The sequence below is a fragment of the Gordonia mangrovi genome (assembly GCF_024734075.1).
GTDB lineage: Bacteria > Actinomycetota > Actinomycetes > Mycobacteriales > Mycobacteriaceae > Gordonia > Gordonia mangrovi.
Window position 1 is genome coordinate 2,989,855 of the sequence record NZ_CP102850.1, and the last position, 24,117, is coordinate 3,013,971.

At 62.4% G+C, this 24,117-nt stretch carries 19 protein-coding genes; 6 read left to right on the forward strand and 13 right to left on the reverse strand.

Annotated features, from left to right (window positions below; translation table 11 throughout):
* Window positions 1–208: 208 nt before the first annotated feature.
* Window positions 209–1,219: a phosphotriesterase family protein gene (locus NWF22_RS13520; RefSeq protein WP_160904037.1), complete on the forward strand. Its 1,011-nt coding sequence runs from the start codon at window positions 209–211 to the stop codon at window positions 1,217–1,219.
* A gap of 179 nt (window positions 1,220–1,398) precedes the next feature.
* Here NWF22_RS13520 and NWF22_RS13525 read toward each other — a convergent pair whose 3' ends face one another.
* The 11 genes from NWF22_RS13525 to NWF22_RS13575 all read right to left on the reverse strand — a co-directional run bounded on the left by NWF22_RS13525 (window position 1,399) and on the right by NWF22_RS13575 (window position 12,790).
* A complete protein-coding gene (locus NWF22_RS13525) occupies window positions 1,399–2,934 on the reverse strand; it encodes a long-chain-fatty-acid--CoA ligase (protein ID WP_160904038.1) in 1,536 nt (511 codons plus the stop codon).
* A gap of 17 nt (window positions 2,935–2,951) precedes the next feature.
* Window positions 2,952–4,406 carry an MmgE/PrpD family protein gene (locus NWF22_RS13530; protein WP_160904039.1) on the reverse strand — a complete coding sequence of 485 codons (1,455 nt, stop codon included), beginning with the start codon at window positions 4,404–4,406 and terminating at the stop codon, window positions 2,952–2,954.
* Complete coding sequence (locus tag NWF22_RS13535) at window positions 4,403–5,200, reverse strand: ABC transporter permease (protein ID WP_160904040.1); 798 nt, start codon at window positions 5,198–5,200, stop codon at window positions 4,403–4,405. Before NWF22_RS13535 ends, NWF22_RS13530 begins: the two co-directional genes overlap by 4 nt.
* Window positions 5,197–5,916, reverse strand: a complete 720-nt coding sequence (locus NWF22_RS13540) for an ABC transporter permease (protein WP_202399028.1) — start codon at window positions 5,914–5,916, stop codon at window positions 5,197–5,199. Before NWF22_RS13540 ends, NWF22_RS13535 begins: the two co-directional genes overlap by 4 nt.
* An 86-nt stretch (window positions 5,917–6,002) precedes the next feature.
* Entirely contained in the window at window positions 6,003–6,821 is an 819-nt protein-coding gene (locus tag NWF22_RS13545; RefSeq protein WP_160904042.1) for an ABC transporter ATP-binding protein, read from the reverse strand.
* A 7-nt stretch (window positions 6,822–6,828) separates the two neighbouring features.
* Window positions 6,829–7,881, reverse strand: coding sequence for an ABC transporter substrate-binding protein (locus NWF22_RS13550; RefSeq protein ID WP_258321140.1), 1,053 nt, complete (start codon window positions 7,879–7,881; stop codon window positions 6,829–6,831).
* Between the two features lie 24 nt (window positions 7,882–7,905).
* On the reverse strand, window positions 7,906–9,009 hold the full coding sequence (locus NWF22_RS13555) for a 2-methylaconitate cis-trans isomerase PrpF family protein (RefSeq protein ID WP_233751966.1): 1,104 nt from the start codon (window positions 9,007–9,009) through the stop codon (window positions 7,906–7,908).
* A gap of 47 nt (window positions 9,010–9,056) precedes the next feature.
* A complete protein-coding gene (locus NWF22_RS13560; protein ID WP_160904045.1) occupies window positions 9,057–9,959 on the reverse strand; it encodes an isocitrate lyase/PEP mutase family protein in 903 nt (300 codons plus the stop codon).
* Complete coding sequence (gene leuD / locus NWF22_RS13565; protein ID WP_160904046.1) at window positions 9,956–10,564, reverse strand: 3-isopropylmalate dehydratase small subunit; 609 nt, start codon at window positions 10,562–10,564, stop codon at window positions 9,956–9,958. The genes NWF22_RS13560 and leuD overlap by 4 nt, the downstream gene beginning before the upstream one ends.
* On the reverse strand, window positions 10,561–11,958 hold the full coding sequence (leuC, locus tag NWF22_RS13570) for a 3-isopropylmalate dehydratase large subunit (protein ID WP_258321431.1): 1,398 nt from the start codon (window positions 11,956–11,958) through the stop codon (window positions 10,561–10,563). Before leuC ends, leuD begins: the two co-directional genes overlap by 4 nt.
* 28 nt (window positions 11,959–11,986) lie before the next feature.
* Complete coding sequence (locus tag NWF22_RS13575) at window positions 11,987–12,790, reverse strand: IclR family transcriptional regulator (protein ID WP_160904048.1); 804 nt, start codon at window positions 12,788–12,790, stop codon at window positions 11,987–11,989.
* 256 nt (window positions 12,791–13,046) lie between these two features.
* On the opposite strand from NWF22_RS13575, the gene NWF22_RS13580 reads away from it, so the two are divergent.
* Both NWF22_RS13580 and NWF22_RS13585 read left to right on the forward strand, forming a co-directional pair.
* Window positions 13,047–14,417, forward strand: a complete 1,371-nt coding sequence (locus NWF22_RS13580; protein WP_160904049.1) for an MmgE/PrpD family protein — start codon at window positions 13,047–13,049, stop codon at window positions 14,415–14,417.
* Between the two features lie 58 nt (window positions 14,418–14,475).
* Complete coding sequence (locus NWF22_RS13585; protein WP_160904050.1) at window positions 14,476–15,789, forward strand: SLC13 family permease; 1,314 nt, start codon at window positions 14,476–14,478, stop codon at window positions 15,787–15,789.
* A gap of 62 nt (window positions 15,790–15,851) precedes the next feature.
* Here the strand turns inward: NWF22_RS13585 and NWF22_RS13590 are convergent, their stop codons facing one another.
* Entirely contained in the window at window positions 15,852–17,204 is a 1,353-nt protein-coding gene (locus NWF22_RS13590; RefSeq protein ID WP_160904051.1) for a dihydroorotase, read from the reverse strand.
* A 248-nt stretch (window positions 17,205–17,452) separates the two neighbouring features.
* On the opposite strand from NWF22_RS13590, the gene NWF22_RS13595 reads away from it, so the two are divergent.
* The gene (locus tag NWF22_RS13595; RefSeq protein ID WP_202399018.1) at window positions 17,453–18,433 is read left to right on the forward strand and encodes an asparaginase; all 981 of its coding nucleotides are present in this window, start codon (window positions 17,453–17,455) and stop codon (window positions 18,431–18,433) included.
* A gap of 76 nt (window positions 18,434–18,509) precedes the next feature.
* Window positions 18,510–19,127 (forward strand): GntR family transcriptional regulator, encoded by a 618-nt coding sequence (locus NWF22_RS13600; RefSeq protein WP_160904053.1) that lies wholly within the window; start codon window positions 18,510–18,512, stop codon window positions 19,125–19,127.
* 55 nt (window positions 19,128–19,182) lie between these two features.
* Here NWF22_RS13600 and NWF22_RS13605 read toward each other — a convergent pair whose 3' ends face one another.
* Window positions 19,183–20,433: a PucR family transcriptional regulator gene (locus NWF22_RS13605; RefSeq protein ID WP_160904054.1), complete on the reverse strand. Its 1,251-nt coding sequence runs from the start codon at window positions 20,431–20,433 to the stop codon at window positions 19,183–19,185.
* A 101-nt stretch (window positions 20,434–20,534) separates the two neighbouring features.
* Here NWF22_RS13605 and NWF22_RS13610 point away from each other — a divergent pair, with 101 nt between their 5' ends.
* On the forward strand, window positions 20,535–23,975 hold the full coding sequence (locus NWF22_RS13610; protein WP_202399030.1) for an indolepyruvate ferredoxin oxidoreductase family protein: 3,441 nt from the start codon (window positions 20,535–20,537) through the stop codon (window positions 23,973–23,975).
* Window positions 23,976–24,117: the final 142 nt, after the last annotated feature.

A 24,117-nucleotide genomic window follows, 5' to 3' on the forward strand; every position in this document is an offset into this window, starting at 1 on the left:
TGGACAACTGAATCAGGAGAACTGTCTTCGACCACGGACGCACCCCCGGTCGCGGCCGTGGTCGAAGGTTCTGCCTGACGATATGCGCAGTCGGGGGCGCCCGCCAGGCACCAATCCCACGGGCCGTGCCAGCTCGTGGTGAAAAACTGCAGGAGAAATGATGACACACAAACTGCGCACCGTTCTCGGTGACATCGACCCTAGCGAGATGGGTCAAACACTGCCTCACGAGCACATTCAGGGCGTCTGCGATGTGTACTGGTACCCGGGTGATGACCCGCTGGCTGACCCGGACCCAGCCGCCGCCCCGCGCGTCGACAATCTGTGGCACTGGAAGGAGAACCCGGTCGCCAACAAGGGCAACATGCACATGACAGACGAACAAGTGTCCATCGACGAGATGCGAATTCTGCCCGACCTCGGCGTGCGAACCGTGGTGAACCTGACGCCGATCGGTATGTATCGAAATGCTGAGGGGCTGCGTCGAATCTCGCAGGCGGCCAACGTCAACATTGTTGCCGGCTCCACCTACTACACTGCCGAGTCACACCCTTCAGAGCTCAAGGACATGTCCGAGGAGCAGATCTCGCAACGGATCGTCGATGACATCACGACCGGAATGGACGGCACCGACATACGAGCAGGAATCGTCGGTGAGGTGGGACTGTCGTGGCCCCTCGACCCTGTCGAGGAGAAGGTTCTTGCCGCCAGCGTGGACGCCCACCGCAAAACGGGAGCGGGGCTGGCGATCCACAACCCGTACTACGCGCACGGGATCGGCGGGCTCGAACCTCTTCGGGTGATCGCTGAGCGAATCTCGGAGCTCGGGGCCGATATGAGCCGGGTGATCATGGGCCATACCGACGGTTTCGCACGTGACCCCGGATTCATCGAACTCGTTCGCGACCACGGCTTCGTCGCGGAACTGGATATGTTTGGGTACCAATCGGGATACGAACCCGAAGCAGATTTCATGTACCCCGCAGACGGTGACCGGGTCGAGGTCATCTTGGCGATGGCGCAGGCAGGTCTGGCCGATCGTCTCGTGTTGTCCCATGACGTCATCTTCAAGACCACCTTGATGCGCTGGGGAGGTCACGGCTTCGGCTACATTCACCGCGTGATCGTTCCGTGGCTGAAGCGAAAAGGATTGGACGACAAAGTACTCGAGCAGATTCTCGAGACGAACTGTCAGAACATCCTGCCGATGGCGGTGTGATCGACTCGGGCGATCGGGCTCGGCACGGCCGAGTGCCGCCACGCTCTCTTCGCGGAGCACACTGCGTTGGCGAGTGGGTACCGCCGGCTGCCACCTCGGATCTCGGGTCGCCGACCGAGTCCGGGGTGGCAGTACAGGGCGACTATGCGATTGTGATCACGCGCCGTGCCACCATTCGTTCACAACTCTCGCTTGAGGATCTTGCCCGTGCTGGTCATGGGAAGGCTGTCGACGAACCTGATGACACGGGGGTACTTGTAGGCGGCGAGTCGCTGTTTTGCCCAGTCGACGAGTTCGGCCTCGGTGAGCTCACCGTGCTGGAGGTCTCGAACGACGACCGCGTGAATCTCCTCGCCGTGCGAATCGTGTGGCACTCCGACGACCGCAACGAGTGACACAGCTGGGTGGGTCATCAGCAGTTCTTCGATCTCGCGCGGGTACACGTTGTATCCGCCGCGGATGATCATGTCCTTGCTCCGGTCGACGATGTAATACCACCCGTCGTCATCGCGACGCGCTAGGTCCCCTGTTCGAAACCAGTTGTCGTGTATCGCTTCACGCGTGGCATCCGGCCGCTGGTAGTAGCCCTTCATGACATTCGGACCGCGGACGGCGATCTCGCCGATGGCGGTGTAGCCATCGTCGTTGATGGCGTCGGCAACCTCAGACCAATCATCGTTGATGAGCTTCATTTCCACGCCGGGGATCGGAACGCCGATCGATCCGATGCGCGGTGGCTCGCCGAGCACGGAGAATGATGTGACCGGTGATGTCTCCGATAGCCCGTAACCCTCGAGAATGGTGACGCCGAACTGGTCGAAAAAGTCTTTGTGGACTTCGCCGGGCAATGCTGAGCCGCCGGCCACCGCGATCCGGAGGTTGTCGGCGACCCCAGACACATCGATGCCATCGTCAGCCGCGCGCAAGAGTGCCCAGTACATTGTCGGCACTCCCGCGAAGAACGTGATGCGATGTGTCCGCATCAACTGCAGTGCGGTCGAGGCATCGAAGCGGGGCAGCATGACAATCTTGCTGCCGAGAGCGATTGCGCTGTTCTGGATGACCGTCTGGCCGAAGGAGTGGAACAACGGCAGCACGCACAGGTAGGTGTCGGGCGTTGCCTCGTCGCATCCGAACAGCTCAGCGCTGACGATTGCGTTGCTGCGCATGTTGCTGTGCCGCAACTGAGCGCCCTTCGGCCGACCGGTGGTCCCTGACGTATAGAGCAGGACTGCGGTTGCGTCGTCTTCGACCGCGACTGTGTCGAAACCCGTTGGTTCAGACGCCCACGGCGCATGGCTGAGGTCCGCGGGTACGACGATCAGTGACCGGCAGGATTCGGATTCTTCCGATGCGCTCGCTGCGGCCTGCCCGATGGAGAGCTCCGGAGAGCCTTCGAAGGCCACATAGGCGATTGAGTCCGAGTCATCGAGGTGGTAGGCGATCTCGCGACTCTTGAGTAGCACGTTCAACGGGACGACCGTAGCTCCGGTCTTGAGAATCCCGAAATAGACGATCGTGAACTGCGGAAGGTTCGGAAACGACATCGCGACCTTGTCGCCGGGTTCGACGTCGTGCGCCACCAACAGGTTCGCAACCTGGTTCGCCGCCCGGTCGAGCTGCTCGTAGGTCAATCGTGTGTCTCCACACGCCACGGCCACACGGTCGCCGTGGCGGGCGGCCGTACCAGTCAACAGATCCGCGAGATTGGTCATCGATGAGATCTTTCTGATCAGAGGGATACAGGCAACGCAGCAACGTCGGCTGCGACGAGTCTGACGATCTCGGATGCGTCGGTCACCGATTCGAGATCGAGTACACGGCTCTCGATCTCGTGCCAACGTGCGGTGATCCCGATGGAATCGGCGAGTCGTCGGGCCTTGGTCACAATGTCGGAATTCGAGAGGGGTCGCGTCGCGCCACCGAGCGGTCCGTCGACCTCGAAGGTGACTGGCGCAGCACCGCGGAGTTGGAGGCGCATACGAGCGCGGAATCGGCTCTGCGGACCATCGAAGTCCGCACGGTGATGTACACGTATGCGGTTCAGCAGTCGCCAGACGTCGTCGGAGTCGATACGCGCGCTGGTGAACTGTTCGGCCAAGACCTGCTCGTCGAGGAGGGCAACCGCGACGGTGTAGCCGATGTTCATCTGGGCGCCGATGGTCTCGAGTGGTCTGGTGGGCTCCCACCACCCGTGATGATAAGCGGCATGAGAAACTTCGATGTCCACGGACTCGATGTCGTCAACTGCGATTCCTCGAGAGCGCGCTTCGAGCGCACAGTCGATCGGGGCGTGCGTTGCCGCCATGGACGCGTAGGCCTTGACAGCAGTATCCATCAGTGTCCACTCACGACCGAGATCGGAAGCGATGAGATCGGCGTCTGGATTGTGTCCCTCGCCGAATGTGGCGAGGAATCCGCCGTAGGGCCGCTCATAGACACGTTTGATTCCGGTGTATCCCGCCTGCGCGAGTCCGGCCGCGTACCAACCGTTGCGGGACGCGAAGCCGTGGTGCATCCGCTTGGACATCGCCTCATACTGAGCTGCCATGAGGCCCGCCGACTGGGTGGCAGCAAGCCCAAGGGCGTCTTCGACTTGTGCTGCGTCAAGCCCGCGGAGCCAGGCAGAGGTAGCAGCACTCGCATGTGTTCCGAACACTGCTCCGGAATGCCATCCACGAGAGAGCATTTCAGCTCCATGTAATGCGAGTCCGACGCGTGGCCCGACCTCATAACCGGCAACCAGCGCAGTAAGCAACTCGTCACCGGAGACAGCGCGGTCGAGCATGGTGATCGTGCTGATGGCACTGGGGAGTACCAGTGAGTTGCTGTGCAGCGGGGCATGCACATGATAGTCGTCGAGCTCGAAACCCTGGATGAAGGTGCCGTTCAGCAGACAGGCGGCGGGCGCTGAGGTGGTGCGCGCCCAACCCAGGATGGGGACGTCTCCCTGTCCCTCCATGGCGAGGACAGCCTCGGCAGCGCGCACCGACCAGGGCAGGCGTGCGCCGACCAAAGCACATGCCAGCCCATCCAGCATCACATGAGCGGCTCGTAGACGGACCTCGGCCGGGATGTCGTCGTAGCTCAGTGATGCGACCCAGGTTGCGAGGCGTCCGGTGACGCCGTCGGGTTCTGTCGGCAACGCGGCGGGGTCGGCGATGCCGGTGGTCGGAGTCGTTGTCATGGTGCCACCTCGTAACGATTGCGTATCCGAATCTCCAGGTACTGGAGCGCGAAGGTCGGTATCAGCGCGAGTAATCCGATCAAGATCACCTGACCGAGGATGTCTTCCACCCGCGCCAGGGACAGATTGCGCAGCAGTTCGTAGCCGAGCCCAGTGGAGCTGGAGAACATCTCGGCCAAGATGAGTCCGATGAGGGTGAGTCCGAAGCACAAGCGCATGCCCGAGGCGAATGAAGGAAGGACGCTCGGTACGACGATGCGCCGCATCAGGGAGATCCGTGACATACCCAGGCTGGCAGCGAGCTTGAGGTGGAGACGACTGACGTTGGACGTTGCCTCGACCATGATCAAGAACATCGGCAAGACCCCGGAGACGAATGCAAAGGACCCTCGACTGAAGTCGCCGATACCGAGAAACAGCAGAAATATCGGATACAGAACGATCTTCGGAATGCTGTTGAGTGCGTACACAACAGGCAGTGTCGCGGTGGACCAGAAAGCGCTCAATCCGAGGAGCATCCCGGCGATCGATCCGACCGCTACGGCGGCCAGGTAGGAGAGGAGTAGAACTCGGGTGGTGTCGACAATGCTGTTCTGCAGACGGCTACTGCCGATGTCTGAGAGCAAACTCTGCAACGCCTCGATCGGACCGGGGTAGACGGCGCTGTCGGCGAGTGAAGCTGTGACGGCCCAAGCGAGGAGAACCACGCCGGCGAGCAGGATGGGTGGTACCCATGGTGGCGCTGCACGCAGCGTCCTGGAACGAACGGGTGTCGACTTGACGGTCGAAGTCATCGCCTTCTCCAATCGAACGACTTCAGTGCGGCGCTGAGCGCGAGGTTGGCCACGAGGGCAAAGGCGCTGACGAAGAGGATGCCCGCGTACATGTCCACGGTGTCGAAATTGTTGTACGCCTCGTTTACCACATGGCCGAGACCCGAAGTAGCCAAGATGAACTCGGTGGCCAATACTGCGATGATCGTATAGGAAAGCCCTAGTTTGAGGCCGGCGAGGATATCGGGGAGTGCAGATGGGAGCAGGATCTTCCGAAACTGTTGGGTGGTCGTCATCTCGAGAGACTTCGCCAGCTTCCGCGCGATCGTCGGGGTGGCCTCAAACCCGACCAGCGAGTTCGAGATCACGATCACGACGCTGAACAACGTGGCCAGGAGAATGATCGGCAGTATGCCGGTACCGAACATCACGACCATCACCGGGTAGAGGGCGAAGATCGGCAACGCATAGAAGACGTTGATGTACGGCTTGACCGCGCGGTGGACCCACCACGACCGAGACATCAGATAGGCGACGATGATACCGGTTGCTGCGGACGCCACGAAACTGACGCAGATGAGCATCAGGCTGCGGATCAGTGCGTCGACGACGAACTCTCGGTTGCCGAGCAACTCTGCGGCCCGCGAAGCCATCTCGCTCACCGGGATGAGGTCAAGACGTGAGATGGCACCCGAGCGCGCGTAGAGCTCCAGACCCAGGATCGCGACAACGACCATCACGGCCGTCCATGCCGGAGCCGGTAGGCCGGACACCCGGCGCGGTGTCGGGCGGACATACGATGGTACGACCGATGACCGTGCGCTCACCGTTGTTGTCCCATCGCAGCTTCGGCCTCTGCTCGAATCTGGCTCCAGATCCGATCTTGGGCGGCCGTGGCAGAGGCTTCCGACAGGGCAGCATGGGCCCGCGGTCGCGGCAGCGTGATCGGCACTTCGTCGATGAACGTTCCTGGGCGCCTTCCCATCACCAGCACTCGGTCGGAGAGGAGCACCGCTTCTTGGATGCTGTGCGTGATGAACAGAACGCCGCAACCGATGGTCGAGACCACGCGCAGCAGCTCCTCTGCCATGAGCATCCGTGTCTGTTCGTCGAGTGCACCGAAGGGCTCGTCGGCGAGGATCAGGTCGGGTTCCATGGACATCGCGCGTGCCATGGCCACGCGCTGTCGCATACCCCCGGACAGCTGTGCAGGGTAGTGGTCTTCGAACCCGCTCAGCCCGACGGCTCCGACGAGTTCGCGAGCTCGATCGCGGCGTGCTCGCTTGCCGACGCCTCTGACCTCCAGAGCGAATGCGACATTGTCGAGCACGGTGCGCCAGGGCAGCGTTGCCGACTCCTGGAAGACGATCGCGGTGTGACGCCGAGGACCGTTGAGCCGTGATCCGCCGACCTCTACCGTTCCTCGGAACGGGTCCTGTAGTGCGCCGACGATCTCGAGCAGGGTCGACTTGCCGCAACCACTCGGCCCGACGATGGATACGAACTCACCGCGCTCGATCGTGAGGTCGACGGGACCGAGTGCGTGTACCGAACCGAAGTGTTGTTCGACACCGCTGGCCTGCACGATCGGTGTTGGTGGGTCGATCACTGAGCCGGGCGCTGCTTGGGATTTGGTGTTCATGGTGTGCTCACTTGCATTCGTCGGGGAGGGTGTCGGAGACGTCGTCGGGTAGGAAGTCGTCGTGGAACAGATTGCAGAATTCGAGGTCGTCGGTATCCATGGCGACGCGTTGCGCCTGAACCGCTTGTTCGATCGCGTCCGCGTTGAAACCCGCTCCCCAGTTGTCGTACTGAACTGCCTTGCCCACAATCGTTTTGGCCGCTTCGAGATCGATACCGATGTAGTCGGCATAGAGCTGGGCGGCGTCATCAGGATGCGCTCGGATGTGGTCGACCGATTCGGCGTAGCCGGCGACCACCGCCCGCACGGTGTCCGGGTTGTCGGCGGCGAACTCGGGAGTGGTGGTGATGACGCTCTGCTGGAACTTTTCGAGATAGTCGGCACTCGACACTGCCACGCGGAATTTGTCGGTTTTGGCAACGACTGATGGCGGCACCACGGCGACGTCGACGTCGCCGGCTTCGAGGAGGGCGACTCCTTCTCCGACCCCACCCGACGACACCCGTTCGATCGGCTGTGTTGCGCCGGCCACCTGCGGAAGAATGAACGTCAGCGCCTGGGTGACCGACTGCGGGTTGGTGTAGGCCCACCGCGAGATGTCATTGATGCCTTCGATGTCGGCGTTGCTGGACAGCGAGTAGAAGTCCAGCCCGTAGACACTCTGCGTGGCGCCGCCCACGACGGTTAGATCGGCTCCAGATCCCTGGGTTTCGAGCACGGAGGTGAATCCGACGTCGGCGATCGGCAGGTCGCCGCTGAGCATGTTGCGGATAGTCGTGCCGCCGCCCTTGCTCGGGACGATGTCGCCGATCGTCACGCCTCGATCTTCGAAGAATCCCTGGTCCTTACCGACAAGCCACGGGATCGAGTACGGCTCGGTGGCGTTGCTGACGGCGATGTCGAACGACGTGGCATAGCCGCCATCCCCGTCGGCCGAACAGGCACTCAGTGCGAGGCTTGCGACCAGCGCTCCCGCTGCCATTGTTGTCCCTACTCTGATCATGATTGTGCTCCGATGTCGTGCTGGTTGTGGGTTTAAAAAGAGACGTTGTCCTCGCATGTGGGAGGTGGGGAAGTGGCGTCTTCAGAGGTAGATCTGGCAGTCGGCGATGCGCCGTGCTGTCCTGCCCATGCCGAGCAGGTGAAACCGTGGTGTGGTGTGCTCGCCGGGTTCACAGGCGACCGATACGCTCATGACGCCGGAGGGATGCCCCGCACGGAGTCGCTCTGAGTCGGTATTGGCCGTCGCGTCGGCGACAACAGTCCCCGGGGTTCGGGAAGCCGCTGCGAGGTTGACCGACGCGGTGCCGGCCAGGCTTTCGTGCACCTTGCCCATGAAGAGCAATCGAACCGATAGGTCCATCCGATCTGCGGCGACCGGGGTGCCGTCGATCGTGGTGTACCCGGATGGCGGCGCAACCATACCGACCACGGGTAGACCCGGTGTGATCTTGTCCGCGTCCTGCCAGTTCGGGGATATCTGGAGCCTCTCGGCAACCCGTGCCCGGATCTCCTGCAGTGTGCGCAGTAGTGGTCCGGACTCGTCGATCTCGGCCTTGGATTCGTTGCCACGAGCTTGGATCGATGAGGCGGACACCCAGACCGCCGGATTCGCGACGTCGCAGATCGTGACCGGAACGCTACTGCCATCGGAAAGCGTCAGGAGATCCACGACATTGTCTGTTGGTAGTAGTTTCCCGGTACGAGAACCAATGGTTGCCGACCAGTCCATGACGATCTCGGCGCCGGTGCCCGGAACGCCTGGGATGGCGAAGGTGCCCGCCGGGTTGTGTCGACCGCCCGTGACCGGGACGTAAGCGGTCATCACCTTGCCCGTGTTGGTGTTGAAGATGCGCACTCGGGTGATGCCGTCGGTCGCCGATACCAGGCCCTCGTCGACCGCGAAGGGTCCTACGCCGGCAGATATGTTTCCGCAGTTGCCGTTCCACTGCACAAGCGACTGATCGACAGCCACCTGAGCGAAGGTGTAGTCGACATCCGCGTCGGACCGGGTGGAGGGGCCGACGATCGCAACCTTCGAGGTGATGGCTCGTGACCCGCCGAGGCCGTCGATCTGCAGAGGATCCGGTGAGCCCATCACGCGCAACAGGATCTCGTCGCGCTCCGAGCGGTCGGCAGGCAGGTCGCCGACGTGGAAGTACACACCCTTGCTGGTGCCGCCGCGCATGAGCACCGCTGGGATGGTCTGTGGACCGGATCGATCTGGACCGGGGTTCATCCTGCCGTCCTGCCCTCGGGGACCAGGCCGTTCTGGCTTGGCCACTCCAGCCAGCTGCTCAGACCCACGATCTCGAACAGATCGGCCGGACCTTCGCCGTCAACGGGCGGCAATCCGTTGGCTATCAGTTGATGTAGTGCCGACCGGACGGCACCGGCCGCCGCCGCGATCGTCACCGCCGGGTAGATCCCCACGGTGAAGCCGAGATCGCGGTACTCGTCGGCGGACAGCAGCGGTGTGCGTGAATTGGCGATCACGTTGACCACCAGAGGGGTAGTCACTGACGATCCGATGGCCTCGAGGTCGTCGATGCTTTCTGGTGCTTCGATGAAGATCATGTCGGCGCCGGCATCTTCGAATGCATGAGCGCGGGTGATGGCCACCTCCCGGCCCTCGACCGCCAAAGCGTCGGTTCGTGCAATCACCATCAGATCCGTGCCGGCGGCGGCGATCACGGCAGCGCGTACGCGCGAGACCGAATCGGCCAGCGATGAGATCGACTTCCCCGACAAGTGGCCGCATCGCTTGGGCAACTGCTGATCTTCGATGTGTACCGCGGCGGCTCCCGCTCGCCACATCCGTTCGATGGTGTGGCGGACGTTGAGTTCATTTCCGTAGCCGGTGTCGATGTCGACGATCAGGGGCAGCGAGGACATTGCGCGGAGCCGACTGACATGTGCGGCCATCTCCGACCCCGTCATCAGTCCGAGGTCGGGTACACCCGTCACCGCGACAGAAGCAGCACCACCGGACACATAGGCGGCGGGGAAACCCGTTGATTCCACAAGTGCGGCGGTGAGGCCGTCGTAGATACCGGGGGCGGCGATGAACTCACCGGTCTCCACGAGGGCGCGCAGACGAGCACCCGGAGACGCGATGGTAACGGTCGGCTCGATCATGCGACGGTGGCCTTTCTGGGTAGATACCGACTGTTGGCGTGCTCATAGGTCGTGATCTCCGAGTCGCGCTGCAGGGTGATGTCTATGTCGTCAAGACCCTCGATCAGACGCCGGCTGGTGAAGTCGTCGATATCGATGAGCGTTTGATGTCGGACGTGGCCGTCGCGCCACTCGAGGGTCTTCGTGGGGAGATCGATGCTGACTGTCGTGTCCGGCCGGTCGAGCACAGCACTCATCAGATCGTGCAGGGGCGCGTCGTCGATACGCGCGGCCACGACACCGTTGTTACCGCAATTGGTGTAGAAGATGTCGCCGAATCGCGAAGACACGATTACCTGAAAACCCCACTCCTGCAGAGCCCAGACGGCCGCCTCCCGTGAGGACCCGGTGCCGAAGTCGCGTCCGGCCACCAGGACGGTTGCCTCGCGACGACGGTCGTCGTTCAGGGCGAAGTTGGGGTCGGAGCGCCAACCCTCGAACAGATGGTCGGCGAATCCGCTGCGTGTCACTCGTAGGCAATGCTTGGCCGGGATGATGATGTCGGTGTCGATGGACGTCCGGTTGACCGCGATCGCAGTCCCGCGGTGGAAGGGAATCGGCTTCATGCGAGTACCGCCAATCTGTCGGGAGAGGTGAGTTGCCCGGTGACGGCGGTCGCCGCGGCAACAGCAGGCGATACCAGGTGGGTGCGAGATCCCTTTCCCTGTCGCCCTTCGAAATTGCGGTTGGATGTGGACGCGGCTCGCTGACCACGCGCAAGGACGTCGTCGTTCATGCCGACACACAACGAGCAGCCCGGATTGCGCCATTCCGCACCGGCGTCGGTGAAGACGCGGTTGAGTCCCTCCGCTTCGGCATCGGCTTTGACCGCCATCGATCCGGGAACCACCACCATTCGGACCCCGCTCGCGACGGCTCGTCCGCGCAGGATGTCCGCCGCGGCCCGAAGATCCTCGATACGACCGTTTGTGCATGAGCCGAGGAAGACTGTGTCGACGCGGATCGCAGACAGAGGTGTGCCGGGCGCGAGATCCATGTATTTCAGGGCATTGTCGGCGGCGAGTCGTTCTTCGGAATTCGCTATCGAATCAGGCTCTGGCACGGTCGCGGATAGTGGTGCCGCCTGACTGGGATTCGTGCCCCAGGTGACGTACGGTGAGACTTCACCTGCGTCGATGTCGATCTGGGCGTCGTAGTCGCTGTCGTCGTCGCTGCTGAAGCTCAGCCATCGTTCGGTTGCGGCAGCCCACTGGTTCTCGCTGGGTGCGTACGAACGACCGCGCAGGTAGTCGAATGTGGTCTCGTCCGGACCGACCAGACCGGCGCGGGCTCCGAGCTCAATGCTCATGTTGCATAATGTCATACGCTGCTCCATGGAGAGCGAACGGATGGCGTCGCCACGGTACTCGACGATGTGCCCTTGTGCCCCGCCCGAGCCGATCTGGGAAATGATGTACAGCGCCAGGTCTTTGGCTGTCGCCCCGGTGGGCAGGGCACCGAGAACGTTGACCGCCATGGTCTTGGGCTTCTTCGCGGCGAGGGTTTGGGTGGCGAGCACATGTTCGACCTGGCTGGTTCCGATGCCGAATGCAAGCGCACCGAACGCGCCGTGGGTGCTGGTATGGCTGTCTCCGCAGAGGACCGTCATCCCAGGCTGGGTGACGCCGAGTTCTGGTCCGATGACGTGAACGATTCCTTGGCCTTGGGAATTCATGGGGTGCAGGGTGATCCCGAATTCTTCGCAGTTTGCACGCAGTGTCCGCATGAGCAATGCGGCAGTGGTGTTGCGTGGGGGATAGGTCAGTGTTCCGGTGGGCACGATGTGGTCCTCGGTGGCCAGCGTCAGGTCTGGCCGGCGAACGCGTCGACCAGAGCGTCGCAGGCCATCGAACGCCTGCGGGCTAGACCCTTCGTGAAGAAGGTGAAAGTCCACGTAGAGGAGGTCGGGGGAGTCGGGCGCGCGATGAACGACGTGCGACTCCCAGAGTTTTTCGATGATATTGGGCACGGTGTCGGGTTCCTTCGGATCAAGCAGTCGGGCGGTTTCTCGCAGGCATGTCAGGTGTGTCGGCAGGTGATGCCTCGTCGCGCCAGCCGAGTCGCCGGGACAGCCGTTCTGCAGACAGTGCGATCTCCGGGCCGAGCCGCTCGGCGACTTCAGGGGAGAGGCGCAGCGAGGGCCCGCCGACTGCAAGGGTCGCGATGATCAGGCCGGAGGTGTCTCGGACGGGTGCGGCGAGCGAATTTAGCCCGACCTCCCGTTCACCCTGCGTATACGCCCAGCCTTGCGCGCGGATGCTGTCACACTCGCTGCGAAGGGCGCCCAGGTCGGATAGCGCCCCGCCCGCGTCGGGTCCTTCCTGCGCCACCGCAGCGCGGTAGATGTCGTCGCTGAACGCCATGAACACCTTGCCGGCTGCGCCGGCGTGCATCGGCATCACCTGCCCGACGCGAGCCTGGTACACCACGGAACGTTGTGACAGTTCGACGGCGATCGCGACTCGACTGTTGCCTCTGCGGACATAGGCCCCAGAGGTTTCTCCCGACAGGTCGCGCAATTCGATCAGCACCGGACCGAGGGCCTCGAGGAGGTCCGAACCGGCGGTGGCCGCTTCGGTCCAGCTCAGCGACCGAAGCCCGATCGAGTAGTGGTCCTCGGTTCTGCGGAGCAGGTCATGGTCGACCAGTGTCCGGACGAGGCGCGCTGTGGTGGTCGGCGGTAGGCCGGTGATTCGTCGGATCTCCGTGATGGTAAGGCGGGGCTGATCGGGGGTGAAGCTGTCGAGGATCCGCATGATTTTCCCCAATACCTGCACCGATTCAGTGGACAACGCAACCTCCATGAGCTCGATAACCATAATGTGGTTTGCACAACCGTATCGTGGTGTGATGTGGGACGCAAGTAGTCGGCGAATGATAGCTGGAGCCCAGATCTCCCGGTTGACGTGACTGGCGACACATGTCTATTCTTCACCGCTATGTGGGTTCAGCCACCACATTATGGTGTTGACCGATCTGCTAGAGGATCGGTCTCCCTGTACACAGTCGACAGCCGCTTTGTATCCCAGCTGATGGATGGCAGAAACGATGACACAAGAATCGCCCGGTAATGGGGCGTCACCGGTCGCGACCTGGATTGCCGGCCTCACCTTCGACGACTTGTCCCCGGAGGTATGTGCCCGGGTACCCGTACACCTTCTGGACTTTATCGCTGTGGCCGCGGCGGGCAAGGTATATGCAGACTCCAGCAAATCGCTGCGAGCGGCCACATATCCGTCACATGGTCCGACCGTCAATCCCGGCGCGGATTGCACTGTGGTCGGTGAAACCGGGGCGCTGCGAATGGATCTCGCGGCCTTCTTGAATGGCGCGTACGCCCACTCGCTGGACTTCGACGACACGACGATCTCGTCGTCGTTGCATCCGGGGGCTCCGGTCATCGCCGCTGCGTTGCCGATCGCGGAGGCTCTGCAGGTCGGTGGCAGCCGCTTGGTCATCGCACTCGCCGCGGGATATGAGATCGCATGCCGCGTCGGTGAAGCGCTCGGCCAATCGCCCTACGATCGCGGCTTTCATCCCACGGGGCTGGCGGGCATCTTCGGTGCGGTAGCGGCCGGAGCCGTGCTGCGGAGACTGGATGAGGAGCAGACAGCCAGCGCGCTGGGCATCGCTGGCTCCATGGCGTCGGGATCGCTGCAGTGTCTTGAGGACGGCACGTGGAACAAGCGTATTCACCCCGGGTTGGCGGCGCGTGATGCGCTGTTCGCACTTGACCTCGCGCACGCCGATTTTCGTGGCACCGCAGATCCGCTGACCGGGCGATATGGTGCGCTGCAGGCGTTCTCGACCGATCCGGACCCAAGTGTGCTGACTGCGGCGTTGGGGCGCGACTGGCGTTTCCTCGGGACTGGCGTCAAGCCGTACCCCGCGTGCCGACTCACCCACGGCGCGATCGACGCAGCGCTCGAGATCCGACGCACACTATCGTCCGGGCATCTGGCCGGCGCCGGCGTCACGCTCGAGATCAGTCCGATCGCTCTCGATATCGTCGGCGGGGCGGTGTCGACCAAGTTGCGTCCGACGACCACGGTGGATGGCCAGTTCAGTGCCTATTTTCAGGTCGCGACAGCATTGCAATACGGAAATCTCGGATGGGGGGTGTACGACCATCTGGGTGATGCGGCGGTCGAGGCCCTGATCGACCAGATCGAGATCACCGCCAATCCCGATGTCGCGACCGCTGGTGCTGTTCTAGCGGTCGGTGACGAGGAGGTCAGGATCGACGCCCCGTCTGGTGAGCCGGACGGTGACCTGGATTTCGATGTGGTGGAGCGCAAGTTCCGGTCGATCACCACCGCGGTATGGGCTCCGTCGCGCCGTGATGACATCGTGTCGGCATTGCGAGACCTGCCGGCGGCGCCGGACGTCGCCGAGGTGATCCGACTATTGCGCGCGTGAGCCTACGACGGCGAAGTAGCTGCAGTCCAATCAATTCTCGTGAAACGAAAGCAACAACATGCAAACCCATATGCACATCATCGGCGTCCTGGTGCTTGCGGGCATCCTCGTCTTGGGAACTGTACGACCGATCAATCTTGGCGCGCTGTCGCTGGTCGCCGCGTTCATCGTCGGAACGGTCGGGTTCGGGTCCACCGTGCCCGAGATACTCGAGCCCTTTCCTGCGAACTTGTTTGTGATGCTCGTGGGCATCACCTACCTGTTCTCGGTCGCTCGCGCGAGTGGAACAGTCGATTGGATGGTCGAAGGTGCCGTGCGATTGACCGGTAATCGCGCGCACGTGATCCCTTGGGTTCTGTTTGTGTTGGGACTCATCATCTGCTCGATCGGGGCGTTCTCGCCGGCCGTGGCGGCGATGCTCGCGCCAATCGCCATGAGCTTCGCGGTCAAGTATCGGCTGGATCCGCTGCTGTCCAGCATCGTCATCGGATTGGGTTGCATCGCCGGATCATTCTCGCCTATTGCGCCGCTCGGACTGATCGTCAACAGCGTGGGCGAACGAAGCGGCATCGAGGTCAATCCGACCGTTCTCTACCTCGGTGTGCTCGCCATGACCACTCTCGTGGCTGTCGGAACCGCGGTGGTGCTGCGACTGGCTCACCGCTCGAACGCCTCCGACGACGGAGATCTCTCCGGCGAGGAGCGGTTTCCGGTGGTGGGCAACTCCCGGCCGAGTGGGCCCGGTGCGATGGCCGCACCGACCGAAGTTCACCGACCGGGTGTCGAGAACCACGTGACCTTGGCCGGATTCGTGGTGCTAGCCATAGGCGGCCTTGTCATCGGTTGGGACATAGGGTTTCTCGCTCTCACCATCGCCGTCGTGCTGACCCTGGTGTTCCCCGGGTCGAGTAAGAATGCGATGTCGGAGATCAGCTGGGGCGTGATCCTGCTCATATGTGGTGTGCTGACCTATGTCGGGCTCCTCGAGGAAAACGGAACCGTGGAGTGGGCAGGCGCCAAGGTCGCGACGGCCGGAGCGCCGATGATCACGGCATTGCTCATCCTGGTGGTGGCGGCCGTCGCGTCGGCGGCCGCCTCCACCACGGGGCTGCTCGGGATGATCGTCCCCCTCGCGGTGCCGTTCCTGGCCACGGGGCATGTCTCGGTGGTGGGATTCCTCATCGCGCTGGCGATCTCGTCCTCATTGGTGGATCTGTCGCCTTTCTCCACCGGCGGAGCAATCTACCTCGCCAACGCGCCGGAACGGTGGCGTCCGAGCCTGTACCGAGGGTTGCTGAAGTTCACTGGCGCGATGGTGATTGTCGGGCCGCTCGTGTCATGGCTGCTCTTGGTGGTGCCGAACTGGATGTGACCACCTCGATGAATCATCCGCATCGGAAGTGGTTCATCACAGCGAAGACCAATCGCAGGATCTCACGCTTCGACTGCCCCCGCACCCGGCAGAAAACGACCGACTCGATCGTTCACCGGCTTGCCTTCCTCGGCGATCAGCTGACCGCGCAGGAACGTTTGTACGACTCTGCCCTGCACTTCGCGTCCGTCATAGGGTGTCCAGCCGGCCTTGGAAAGGACATCGTCATTCCGAAGAGTTCGCTTTGCGGTTGGGTCGACGAGCAGGATGTCTGCATCGGCGCCCACGGCAAGTCTGCCTTTTCGAGGCCAGAGGCCGTAGATCTGGGCTGGTTTCTCACAATAGACTCGCACAACATCCTCGTAAGCCAGCTGATCGCGTGCGGCTGCATCCAGGAGTAGCGACATTGTGCTGTCGAGGCCTGGCAGGCCGAAGTGCACATTCCAGATGTCTCCGTCTCTCTTCTGCTCGAGAGTCGACGGGGCATGATCGGTGGACATGTGCGTCAGCGTTCCCTCCCTGAGTAGCCTCCACATCTGAGCCTCATCGTCAGATGTTCTCGCGCGGACCGGCGGGGTGAACTTGCGTAGTGGCCCCTGGTGGTGAACCTCGTCCTCGCGAAGCAGAAAGTACTGTGGACAACTCTCTGCGAAGAGCAGTGCGCCGCGCGCGCGCTCAGCGGCGATGTAGGCGGCAACCTCTGGATTGCTGACATGCGCAACCGACGCGCGTGCCGAGGTACGTCGAACCAGGATCGCGGCGACGGCGGCCGCGACGATTTCGGCATCGCGGTTACGCCAGTCGATGAGGATAGCGTTGTCATCGCGTCCCTCTTCTCGTAGCAGCGATTCTGCTTCTGCAGTGAGGGATTCGTCTTCGCAATGGATCAAGCTCACTGCGCCGCTGAGTGCAGTCGCCTCGAGATGTGCCTTGAGCGCAGCGGGATTGTGGCCAGGGACACCGTGAGTGGGGCAGGTAAAGACCTTGAAAAACGCCGCTCCGGCAATCCACAAGTCGGCCACGTCGCTCGAACTTCCCGGCCAGGCATGCGCCGCCAGGCCGAAGTCCACTGACGAGCGACCGACCAAGTAGTGCCGCTTCTCGTTGAGGTCGGCCGTGGTGCGGACCGGGCGGCCGTGGGAATGCTCGATGATGGTGGTGACCCCGGACACCGCAGCCGCGCTCGTCCCGGTAGGGAAGTCCTCGCGCTCGGGACTCCCCGGATCCATCAGATGCACGTGCGTGTCGACCGCGCCGGGCATCACGAACAGCCCCGTTGCATCGATGACTTCGACATCTGGCGGTACAGCCTGGGTGATGGCAGACACCTGCCCGTCTCGGATGAGGACGTTGGCCCGTCGTTTGCCTTGCGGCGACACGAGTGTTCCGCCGGCGATGATGAGGTCGTTGTCCATGAGTATCTCCTGAATTGGTTTCCGAACGTACGGCAAGTCGCAGACAGGTGGCAATGACGATCACCAAGGACCGTCGGGACGCACCGCATGATGCATGGTATACATTGCAGCATCGGTTGTGCATGTTCTGACGGTCGTAGAAGTCATTCAGCAGTCGCCGTCGCCGACGGCTTCGTGAGACAAGGAAGGGGCGATGTGGAATGTCGGGTCCACGGATAGCTGCGGCATCGTTCGGGGGGACGATCACCATGACCTCGGCGGCCGCCGACGGAGTGGGCGTGAATCCTGCGTTGAGTGCCGAACAGCTCATGGGTGCGGTGCCCGGATTGGCAGATGTCGCCGAGCTACACACCGAAACGCTCGATACGGTTCCGGGTGCATCGCTGACCTTCGAGAGTGTCTTGCGTGGGTTGGCGTGGGCGCGCAGCCAGGTCGCACGCGGGGCCGACGGGGTCGTGCTGATTCAAGGAACGGACACGATCGAGGAGACCGCCTACCTTCTCGATATCTACTGGGATTCGGCTGCGCCGTTGGTCGTCACCGGAGCGATGCGCTCCCCGGAACTCCCCGGCGCGGACGGACCTGCCAATCTCATGGCGGCAGTACGGGTTGCAAGCGCAAACCGCTCACGTGACCGTGGCGTGCTGGTGGTGCTCAACGACGAGGTGCACGCGGCATGCAGGGTACGCAAGGCGCGGGCCAGCGGACTGGGAGCGTTCGCCACCGCCGATTTCGGGCCCATCGGTTATGTGGACGAACGCCAGGTCTGTTTCGGCAATCGTGTGGACCGCCCTCTACCGCTCGGGCTTCCGGGACATCATGCTCCATCACGCGTAGCCCTACTCGAAACGTACCTCGGCGACGACGGCGAAGTACTCGACGCGATCGTGGAGTGCGGATTCGACGGAGTAGTGCTGGCCGGATTCGGTGTCGGACATGTCTCAGCGTCCTGCGCACGGGCGGTCCAACGCGCCACCTCGACAATTCCCGTGGTCGTGACCTCGCGGACCGGGGCCGGCCGGACCCACGACAACAGTTATGCATTCCCCGGCTCGGAATCAGACCTGGCGAACAAAGGTGCCATTCTGGGCGGCTGGCTCGACGCCCGCAAAGCGCGCATTCTGCTGTCGTGTCTGATCGCCGGCCAACACTCGGAACCCAGCATCCGCTCGGAATTCGCGGTCCGCGGTCATCAAGTCTGGAGCGGTAGGCTGTCAGCAACCGTGTGACGTTGCACCTCAGGGGGAAGGCATGACATCTGGCCTGAACGCTCGGAATGACCGTGCGCTCACGGCCCACGTCTGGGTGCGTGAGACCATCCGGGAGGCGATCCTCAACGGAACGCTCGCCGGCGGTACGCGGCTGATCCAATCCGAGCTGGCCACCAAGCTCAATGTCAGCAACACACCAATTCGTGAGGCGCTGCGTGATCTGGCCGGCGAAGGCCTGGTCGTGTTCGATCCGCACCGGGGCTCACGCGTGCGCACTCTCGACCTCGACGAGGTTCGCGAACTCTACGAGATGCGGATCGCTCTGGAACCGCTGATGGTGCGACGGGTCATGGGACGAATCACTACAGAGCAGTTGGACCGGGCAGACGAGATCTGCGCCGAGCTCGCGAAGACCACAGAGCTTGCAGAATGGTCGGAACTGAACAGGCAGTTTCACTCTCTGTTCGCCTTCGACGACGACTCCAGCCGTCTCGCATCGGTCATCTCGAACCTCCGCGACAGCGCTTCGATGTACGTAGCCCTCTCACTCGGAGTGAACAGCAGTCGTCAGGCGGAGTCGAATGAAGAGCATCGACAGTTGATCCGCTGCTACCGGGACAACGACATCGAAGGAGCAACAGAGGTCACGGTGCAGCATCTTCGCGCTACTCTGGCGGATATCGAGCAAGCGCAGGAACAATACGGGGGTTGACGGCCACGTCATCGCCCGCCGACTCCTCAATGTCTCTCCGGCGCAACGCCTCTACTCAGGGCGCTGTCGTGGAGTCGGCGAGCGCGCAGGCCACAACCGAGTGAGTGAGACCGAGGAATGTGCGCGGGTCCCAACCGGTCAGCTCATGCCAGCGGCTGAGACGATAGACGACGGTGTTGGCATGGAGATGACTCATCCGCGCGCATTGGCGGATGGACATGTCCGATTCCGAGTAGGCGATAACTGTGTCGCGCAGTGACCGATGAGCTCTTGCGACCTCCGCGACCTGGAAGACCTCGTCCTCGAGAAGTTCTCGAAGGCTCACAACACAATTGATGATCCAGTCCGAGCTGAATCTGCTGACGATGTTCCCGGGTGTTGTCGCGTCCAAGGCAAGCTGTGCCTGACGCAGCGAACGTGACGCACCAGCAATCCCGGCACGGTTTGAACCTATGCCGACTCGATAGCCGGCGGTCGTCAACAACTCCGCGATCTGCTCGACGTCCGCGTCGCCGGCTTGAGAGAGCAGAACGCGAGTCGTGCCGATGCCTCCGTACGCAACGAGCCGGCGTTCCACAAGGTCCGCCTCGAGGGACTCGATGCTTTGCGGCACTTCGTGTGTGGCGGCGGCGTACGCAATTCCCGCGAATGGCTGTTCGACCTCGAAACCGAGATACTCGGCCAGCCGAGCTGCTTCGATCTCGAGTGAGCGCGAACTGAGCAAATCGATCAGCCTCTGCGACACCGCCATACGTGCACGGTCACGTGTTCGCACCTCGGAGCCGTGCGCTAGCGCGAGCGTGGACGTCACCGACTGCAGAGACTCGAGCATGAGTGATGCCAACTCGGGCAGAAGTGGTTGCGCCTCGTCTGATTCTGAACTCAGGTTCTTCCACAACTCTTGGTCACCCACGTAGTAGGCCCGGATGACCGCATCCAAAGCGATTGTCTGATGTGCCCGTCGCCGGGCGAGTTGTCGAACTCCGTCCAGCTCATTCTCATGCCACACTCGCCTCTCTCGGAAAGCCATGAGTCTGTGCTTCAGCTGTTCCCGCACGGCGACACGATGCTCGGCGTAGGGGACAAGAGCGAAGTCGACGAGTTCGGAGCGAATCCGTGCAACGGTGTGGTCGGTGACCACGTCGAGTCGGTCGAGCACCACGTCGACGCGATCTACAACGGGTCCCCAGTCGACTTGGACCATGATCGCCTCCTTTGTGTGAATGCCACAAGAGTATCGGACGGCCACGCGCATCTTTGGTGGTTCTTCCGTAGTGCGACAGCCGGACTCGAAGGAGAATGTCATGAGAGGCACGGACCGGAGATGGTCGCTGGGCCACATCAGAGCAGGAGGTAGTTGTGTCGCAGGTTCGAACACGAGATTTCACACTGAGCGACCGGTACGAGATGACCGATGGGGAGCTGTATCTCACGGGTCTTCAGGCGCTGGTGCGCGTTCCGTTGGAACAGCGCCGGCGAGATGTCGCCACCGGCGTGCGATCGGGCACCCTCATCAGTGGTTATGAAGGGTCACCGCTCGCCGGATACGACTTGGAGCTCAACCGGCAGCGCGAACTCTTGGACCAGGAGGCGATTGTGTTTCGGCCGGGGGTCAACGAGGAGTTGGCAGCGAATGCCGTACAGGGCTCTCAGTTGGCCTCCGCATCGTCGAACTGCGAGTACGACGGAGTCGTCGGATTCTGGTACGGCAAGGCGCCCGGTCTCGACCGGGCAAGTGATGCGTTGCGGCATGCGAATTTGGGCGGTGCTGCGCCAAACGGTGGAGCGGTGGTTCTGGTTGGGGATGATTCGATCGCAAAGTCTTCGACCGTGCCCAGTAGTTCCGAGTCGGCCATGGCCGAATTGGGACTGCCGACCCTCGTGCCGTCCGATCCGCAGGAGGTACTGGACTTCGGTTTGCACGCGGTCGCCATGTCGCGTTTCAGCGGTTTGTGGGTGGGTGTGAAGCTCGCGACGAACGTCGTTGACGGGGCGGCGACGGTGCGGGTGGATTCCACCCGAGTGTCCGCCACCTCGCCAAGCCGGGTGATCGACGGAAAAGAATACGTACACGACGTTTCCGCGGACTTCCTGCAACCCACCCTCGGCCGGCTGGAGCGAAGTCTGATGTATGAGCGGATGGAACTGGCCTCCAGGTATGTCGCGGCGAACGATATCAACCGGACGGTTGGCGATGAAGGTGCGAAACTCGGGGTGATAGCTGCGGGCGCAACATACCGGGATACGGTGCAGGCGCTCGAACGTCTCGGGATCTCCGAGGATGTGCTCGGCGACTCGGGAGTGCGTCTGATGAAACTCGGAGCGATCAATCCGCTCGACGCCGACGCGGTTCGCGCGTTCAGCAACGGGCTCGACGAAGTACTCGTCGTCGAGGAGAAGCGGCCGTTTGTGGAGCTGGCCGTCAAGGACGCATTGTATGGCGTTCCCGGAGCTCCCCGTGTGGTCGGAAAGCGAGATGATCAGTCTCGGCCGCTTCTTCGTGCTGATTCGGACCTGCCGCCCGAAGTGCTGGCGGAAGCACTTGCTCGACGCCTGGGCGTGGTGCTGCCGGACAGGTGGGGTGAACTGAAGCCGGAAAAGGCCATTCGGCGTGAGCGACTGACGCTGCCATTGCTCACTCGTACCCCGTACTTCTGCTCGGGCTGCCCGCACAACCGGTCGACGGTGGTCCCAGAAGGGTCGCTGGTCGGCGCCGGCATCGGCTGCCACACATTGGTGAAGGTGATGCCCGAAGATCGGGTGGGTCAGATCGCGACTCTCGGTCAGATGGGTGGCGAAGGCGCTAGTTGGGTTGGTATGGCGCCTTTCGTCACCGACGAGCACATGTTCCAGAATCTGGGTGACGGCACATTCCACCACTCGGGAAGTCTCGCGATACGGGCGGCGGTGGCCGCAGGAGTGAACATCACCTACAAGCTCCTCTACAACGACGCGGTGGCGATGACCGGTGGGCAGAGTGCGGTGGGCAAGATGTCAGTTCCCGATATCGTCCAGGAACTGCTGGCTGAAGGCGTTTCTCGTGTCGCAATCACCACCGACGACGTCAAGAAGTATCGAAAGGTCAAGCTACCGCGATCGGTGAAAGTACTCGACAGAAGGGAGCTCATCCCCCTGCAAGAGCAACTGGCCGCGACCACGGGCGTGACGGTGCTCATTCACGACCAGGAATGCGCAACCGAGCTGCGACGCAAACGAAAGCGCGGACTTGTGGAATCGCCGACGACCCGAGCGTTCATCAACGAACGTTTGTGTGAGGGCTGTGGAGATTGCGGTCAGAAGTCGAACTGCATGTCCGTGCAGCCGACCGACACCGTGTTCGGACGGAAGACGAAGATCGATCAGGCATCGTGTAACAAGGACTATTCGTGCCTGGATGGCGACTGTCCGTCATTCATCGCGGTGGAACCGGAAACCGCTTCGCGTGCGGACTCGGCCCACCGGGATGTGGTAGATCTTCCACTCCCCGTAGCCAAGGTGGGCCCCGACGCATTCAACGTGCGGATCACCGGTGTCGGCGGTACCGGCGTCGTGACGGTCGCGCAGATCCTGTCCACCGCCGGCGCACTTGCGGGACTGCATGTTCGCGGTCTCGATCAGCTCGGTTTGGCACAAAAGGGTGGAGCGGTCGTATCCGACTTGAAGTTCTCCTCCAGTCCGATCCCAGGAACGAACAAGCTCGGTGAGGGCGAATGCGACCTGTACCTCGGCTGCGACCTCCTGGTCGCCGCCAACGACACGAACCTGAAGGTTGCGTCCAAATCACGGACGGTCTCTGTGATCTCCACGGCGCAGGTGCCCACCGGAACCATGATTCTCCGGCCGAGCACAAGATTCCCCCAGCTTGCCTCGATCCGCCGCTTGCTCGATGGCGTCAGTCGGCCAGATGATTCGGTGTACGCCGATGCCCGGTCGATCGCCTACCGTGAGTTCGGTTCCGATCAACTGGCGAACATGGTGCTGGTGGGGATGGCGATCCAGGCCGGGGCCCTGCCAATCCCGTTGGCATCTATCGACCGAGCCATTGAACTCAATGGGGTAGCCGTCGCCGCCAATCGGCGTGCCATCAAAGTGGGCCGTATGCACGTCCTCGAGCCGAGCGTCACCAAGGGTGCGTCCTCGAGGTCACGTGAAGCCCGGACCGCCCGCGAGCGTGCAATGCTGCGGGATGCCATCAACGGTCTCGCCGGAATGAGCGAGCAGCTGAAGGACCGTGTCGGCTTTCTGGCGGCCGACCTCGTTGACTATCAGGACGTGAAGTATGCACTGTCCTACGTCCGATTCGTCAGCGACGTCGCTGCGCGAGAGTCGGAAACATTCGGAATTCCAGGGCTATTGAGCGAGACCGCGGCGGAATCGATGTTCAAGCTGATGGCCTACAAGGACGAGTACGAAACCGCACGTCTTTACCTTGATCCCGAGTTCGAGCGCGCTGTGCGAGACGAGTTCGGTGACAATGCGAGGTACAAGTACAAGCTTCATCCGCCGGTACTTCGCGCATTGGGTATGAAGAGCAAGATCTCGCTCGGGCCATGGTTCAAGCCCGCGTTCCACGTGCTGCGAAAAAGTCGTAGACTTCGCGGAACGGCGTTCGATCCCTTCGGATATGCCCATGTCCGGAAGGTGGAGCGGGAGTTGATCAGCGAGTTCGCTGCGCTCACCGCGGAGGTGGTTTCGGAGGTCACGCAGGATACCGCCGACCATGTGAACTCGATTTTGGCGATGCCCCAAGAGATCCGAGGGTATGAAGAGATCAAGATGGACAGTGTTGCTGAGTTCCGGCGTAAGGTAGCAGAGGCCCGCGAGTTGGCTCCGGTCGCGTCCGCCTAGTTTGTGGGAGGCCTGCGTTGGCGCCGCAGGCCTCCCCATTCCGGGCTCCCATGAGCTACAGCTAGCGACCGCCGGCGCTGATACTCAGGTCTGCAGTGCCGGTACCGACCCCTTGCGACGTCCGGCTGCGATCTCTGCAGCG

Coding starts and splice junctions, on each gene's coding strand:
- NWF22_RS13590 (WP_160904051.1), bottom strand. CDS start 17,204: ATGGACAACGACCTCATCATCGCCGGCGGAACACTCGTGTCGCCGCAA.
- NWF22_RS13595 (WP_202399018.1), top strand. CDS start 17,453: ATGACCTCGGCGGCCGCCGACGGAGTGGGCGTGAATCCTGCGTTGAGT.
- NWF22_RS13525 (WP_160904038.1), bottom strand. CDS start 2,934: ATGACCAATCTCGCGGATCTGTTGACTGGTACGGCCGCCCGCCACGGC.
- leuD (WP_160904046.1), bottom strand. CDS start 10,564: ATGAAGCCGATTCCCTTCCACCGCGGGACTGCGATCGCGGTCAACCGG.
- NWF22_RS13540 (WP_202399028.1), bottom strand. CDS start 5,916: ATGGTCGTTGTCGCGATCCTGGGTCTGGAGCTCTACGCGCGCTCGGGT.
- NWF22_RS13520 (WP_160904037.1), top strand. CDS start 209: ATGGGTCAAACACTGCCTCACGAGCACATTCAGGGCGTCTGCGATGTG.
- NWF22_RS13580 (WP_160904049.1), top strand. CDS start 13,047: ATGACACAAGAATCGCCCGGTAATGGGGCGTCACCGGTCGCGACCTGG.
- NWF22_RS13555 (WP_233751966.1), bottom strand. CDS start 9,009: ATGCGCGGCGGCACCAGCAAGGGTGTGTACTTCCACGTCGGCGACCTG.
- NWF22_RS13550 (WP_258321140.1), bottom strand. CDS start 7,881: ATGCGAGGACAACGTCTCTTTTTAAACCCACAACCAGCACGACATCGG.
- NWF22_RS13530 (WP_160904039.1), bottom strand. CDS start 4,406: ATGACAACGACTCCGACCACCGGCATCGCCGACCCCGCCGCGTTGCCG.
- NWF22_RS13610 (WP_202399030.1), top strand. CDS start 20,535: ATGACCGATGGGGAGCTGTATCTCACGGGTCTTCAGGCGCTGGTGCGC.
- NWF22_RS13535 (WP_160904040.1), bottom strand. CDS start 5,200: ATGACTTCGACCGTCAAGTCGACACCCGTTCGTTCCAGGACGCTGCGT.
- NWF22_RS13545 (WP_160904042.1), bottom strand. CDS start 6,821: ATGAACACCAAATCCCAAGCAGCGCCCGGCTCAGTGATCGACCCACCA.
- NWF22_RS13585 (WP_160904050.1), top strand. CDS start 14,476: ATGCAAACCCATATGCACATCATCGGCGTCCTGGTGCTTGCGGGCATC.
- NWF22_RS13605 (WP_160904054.1), bottom strand. CDS start 20,433: ATGACATTCTCCTTCGAGTCCGGCTGTCGCACTACGGAAGAACCACCA.
- NWF22_RS13560 (WP_160904045.1), bottom strand. CDS start 9,959: ATGATCGAGCCGACCGTTACCATCGCGTCTCCGGGTGCTCGTCTGCGC.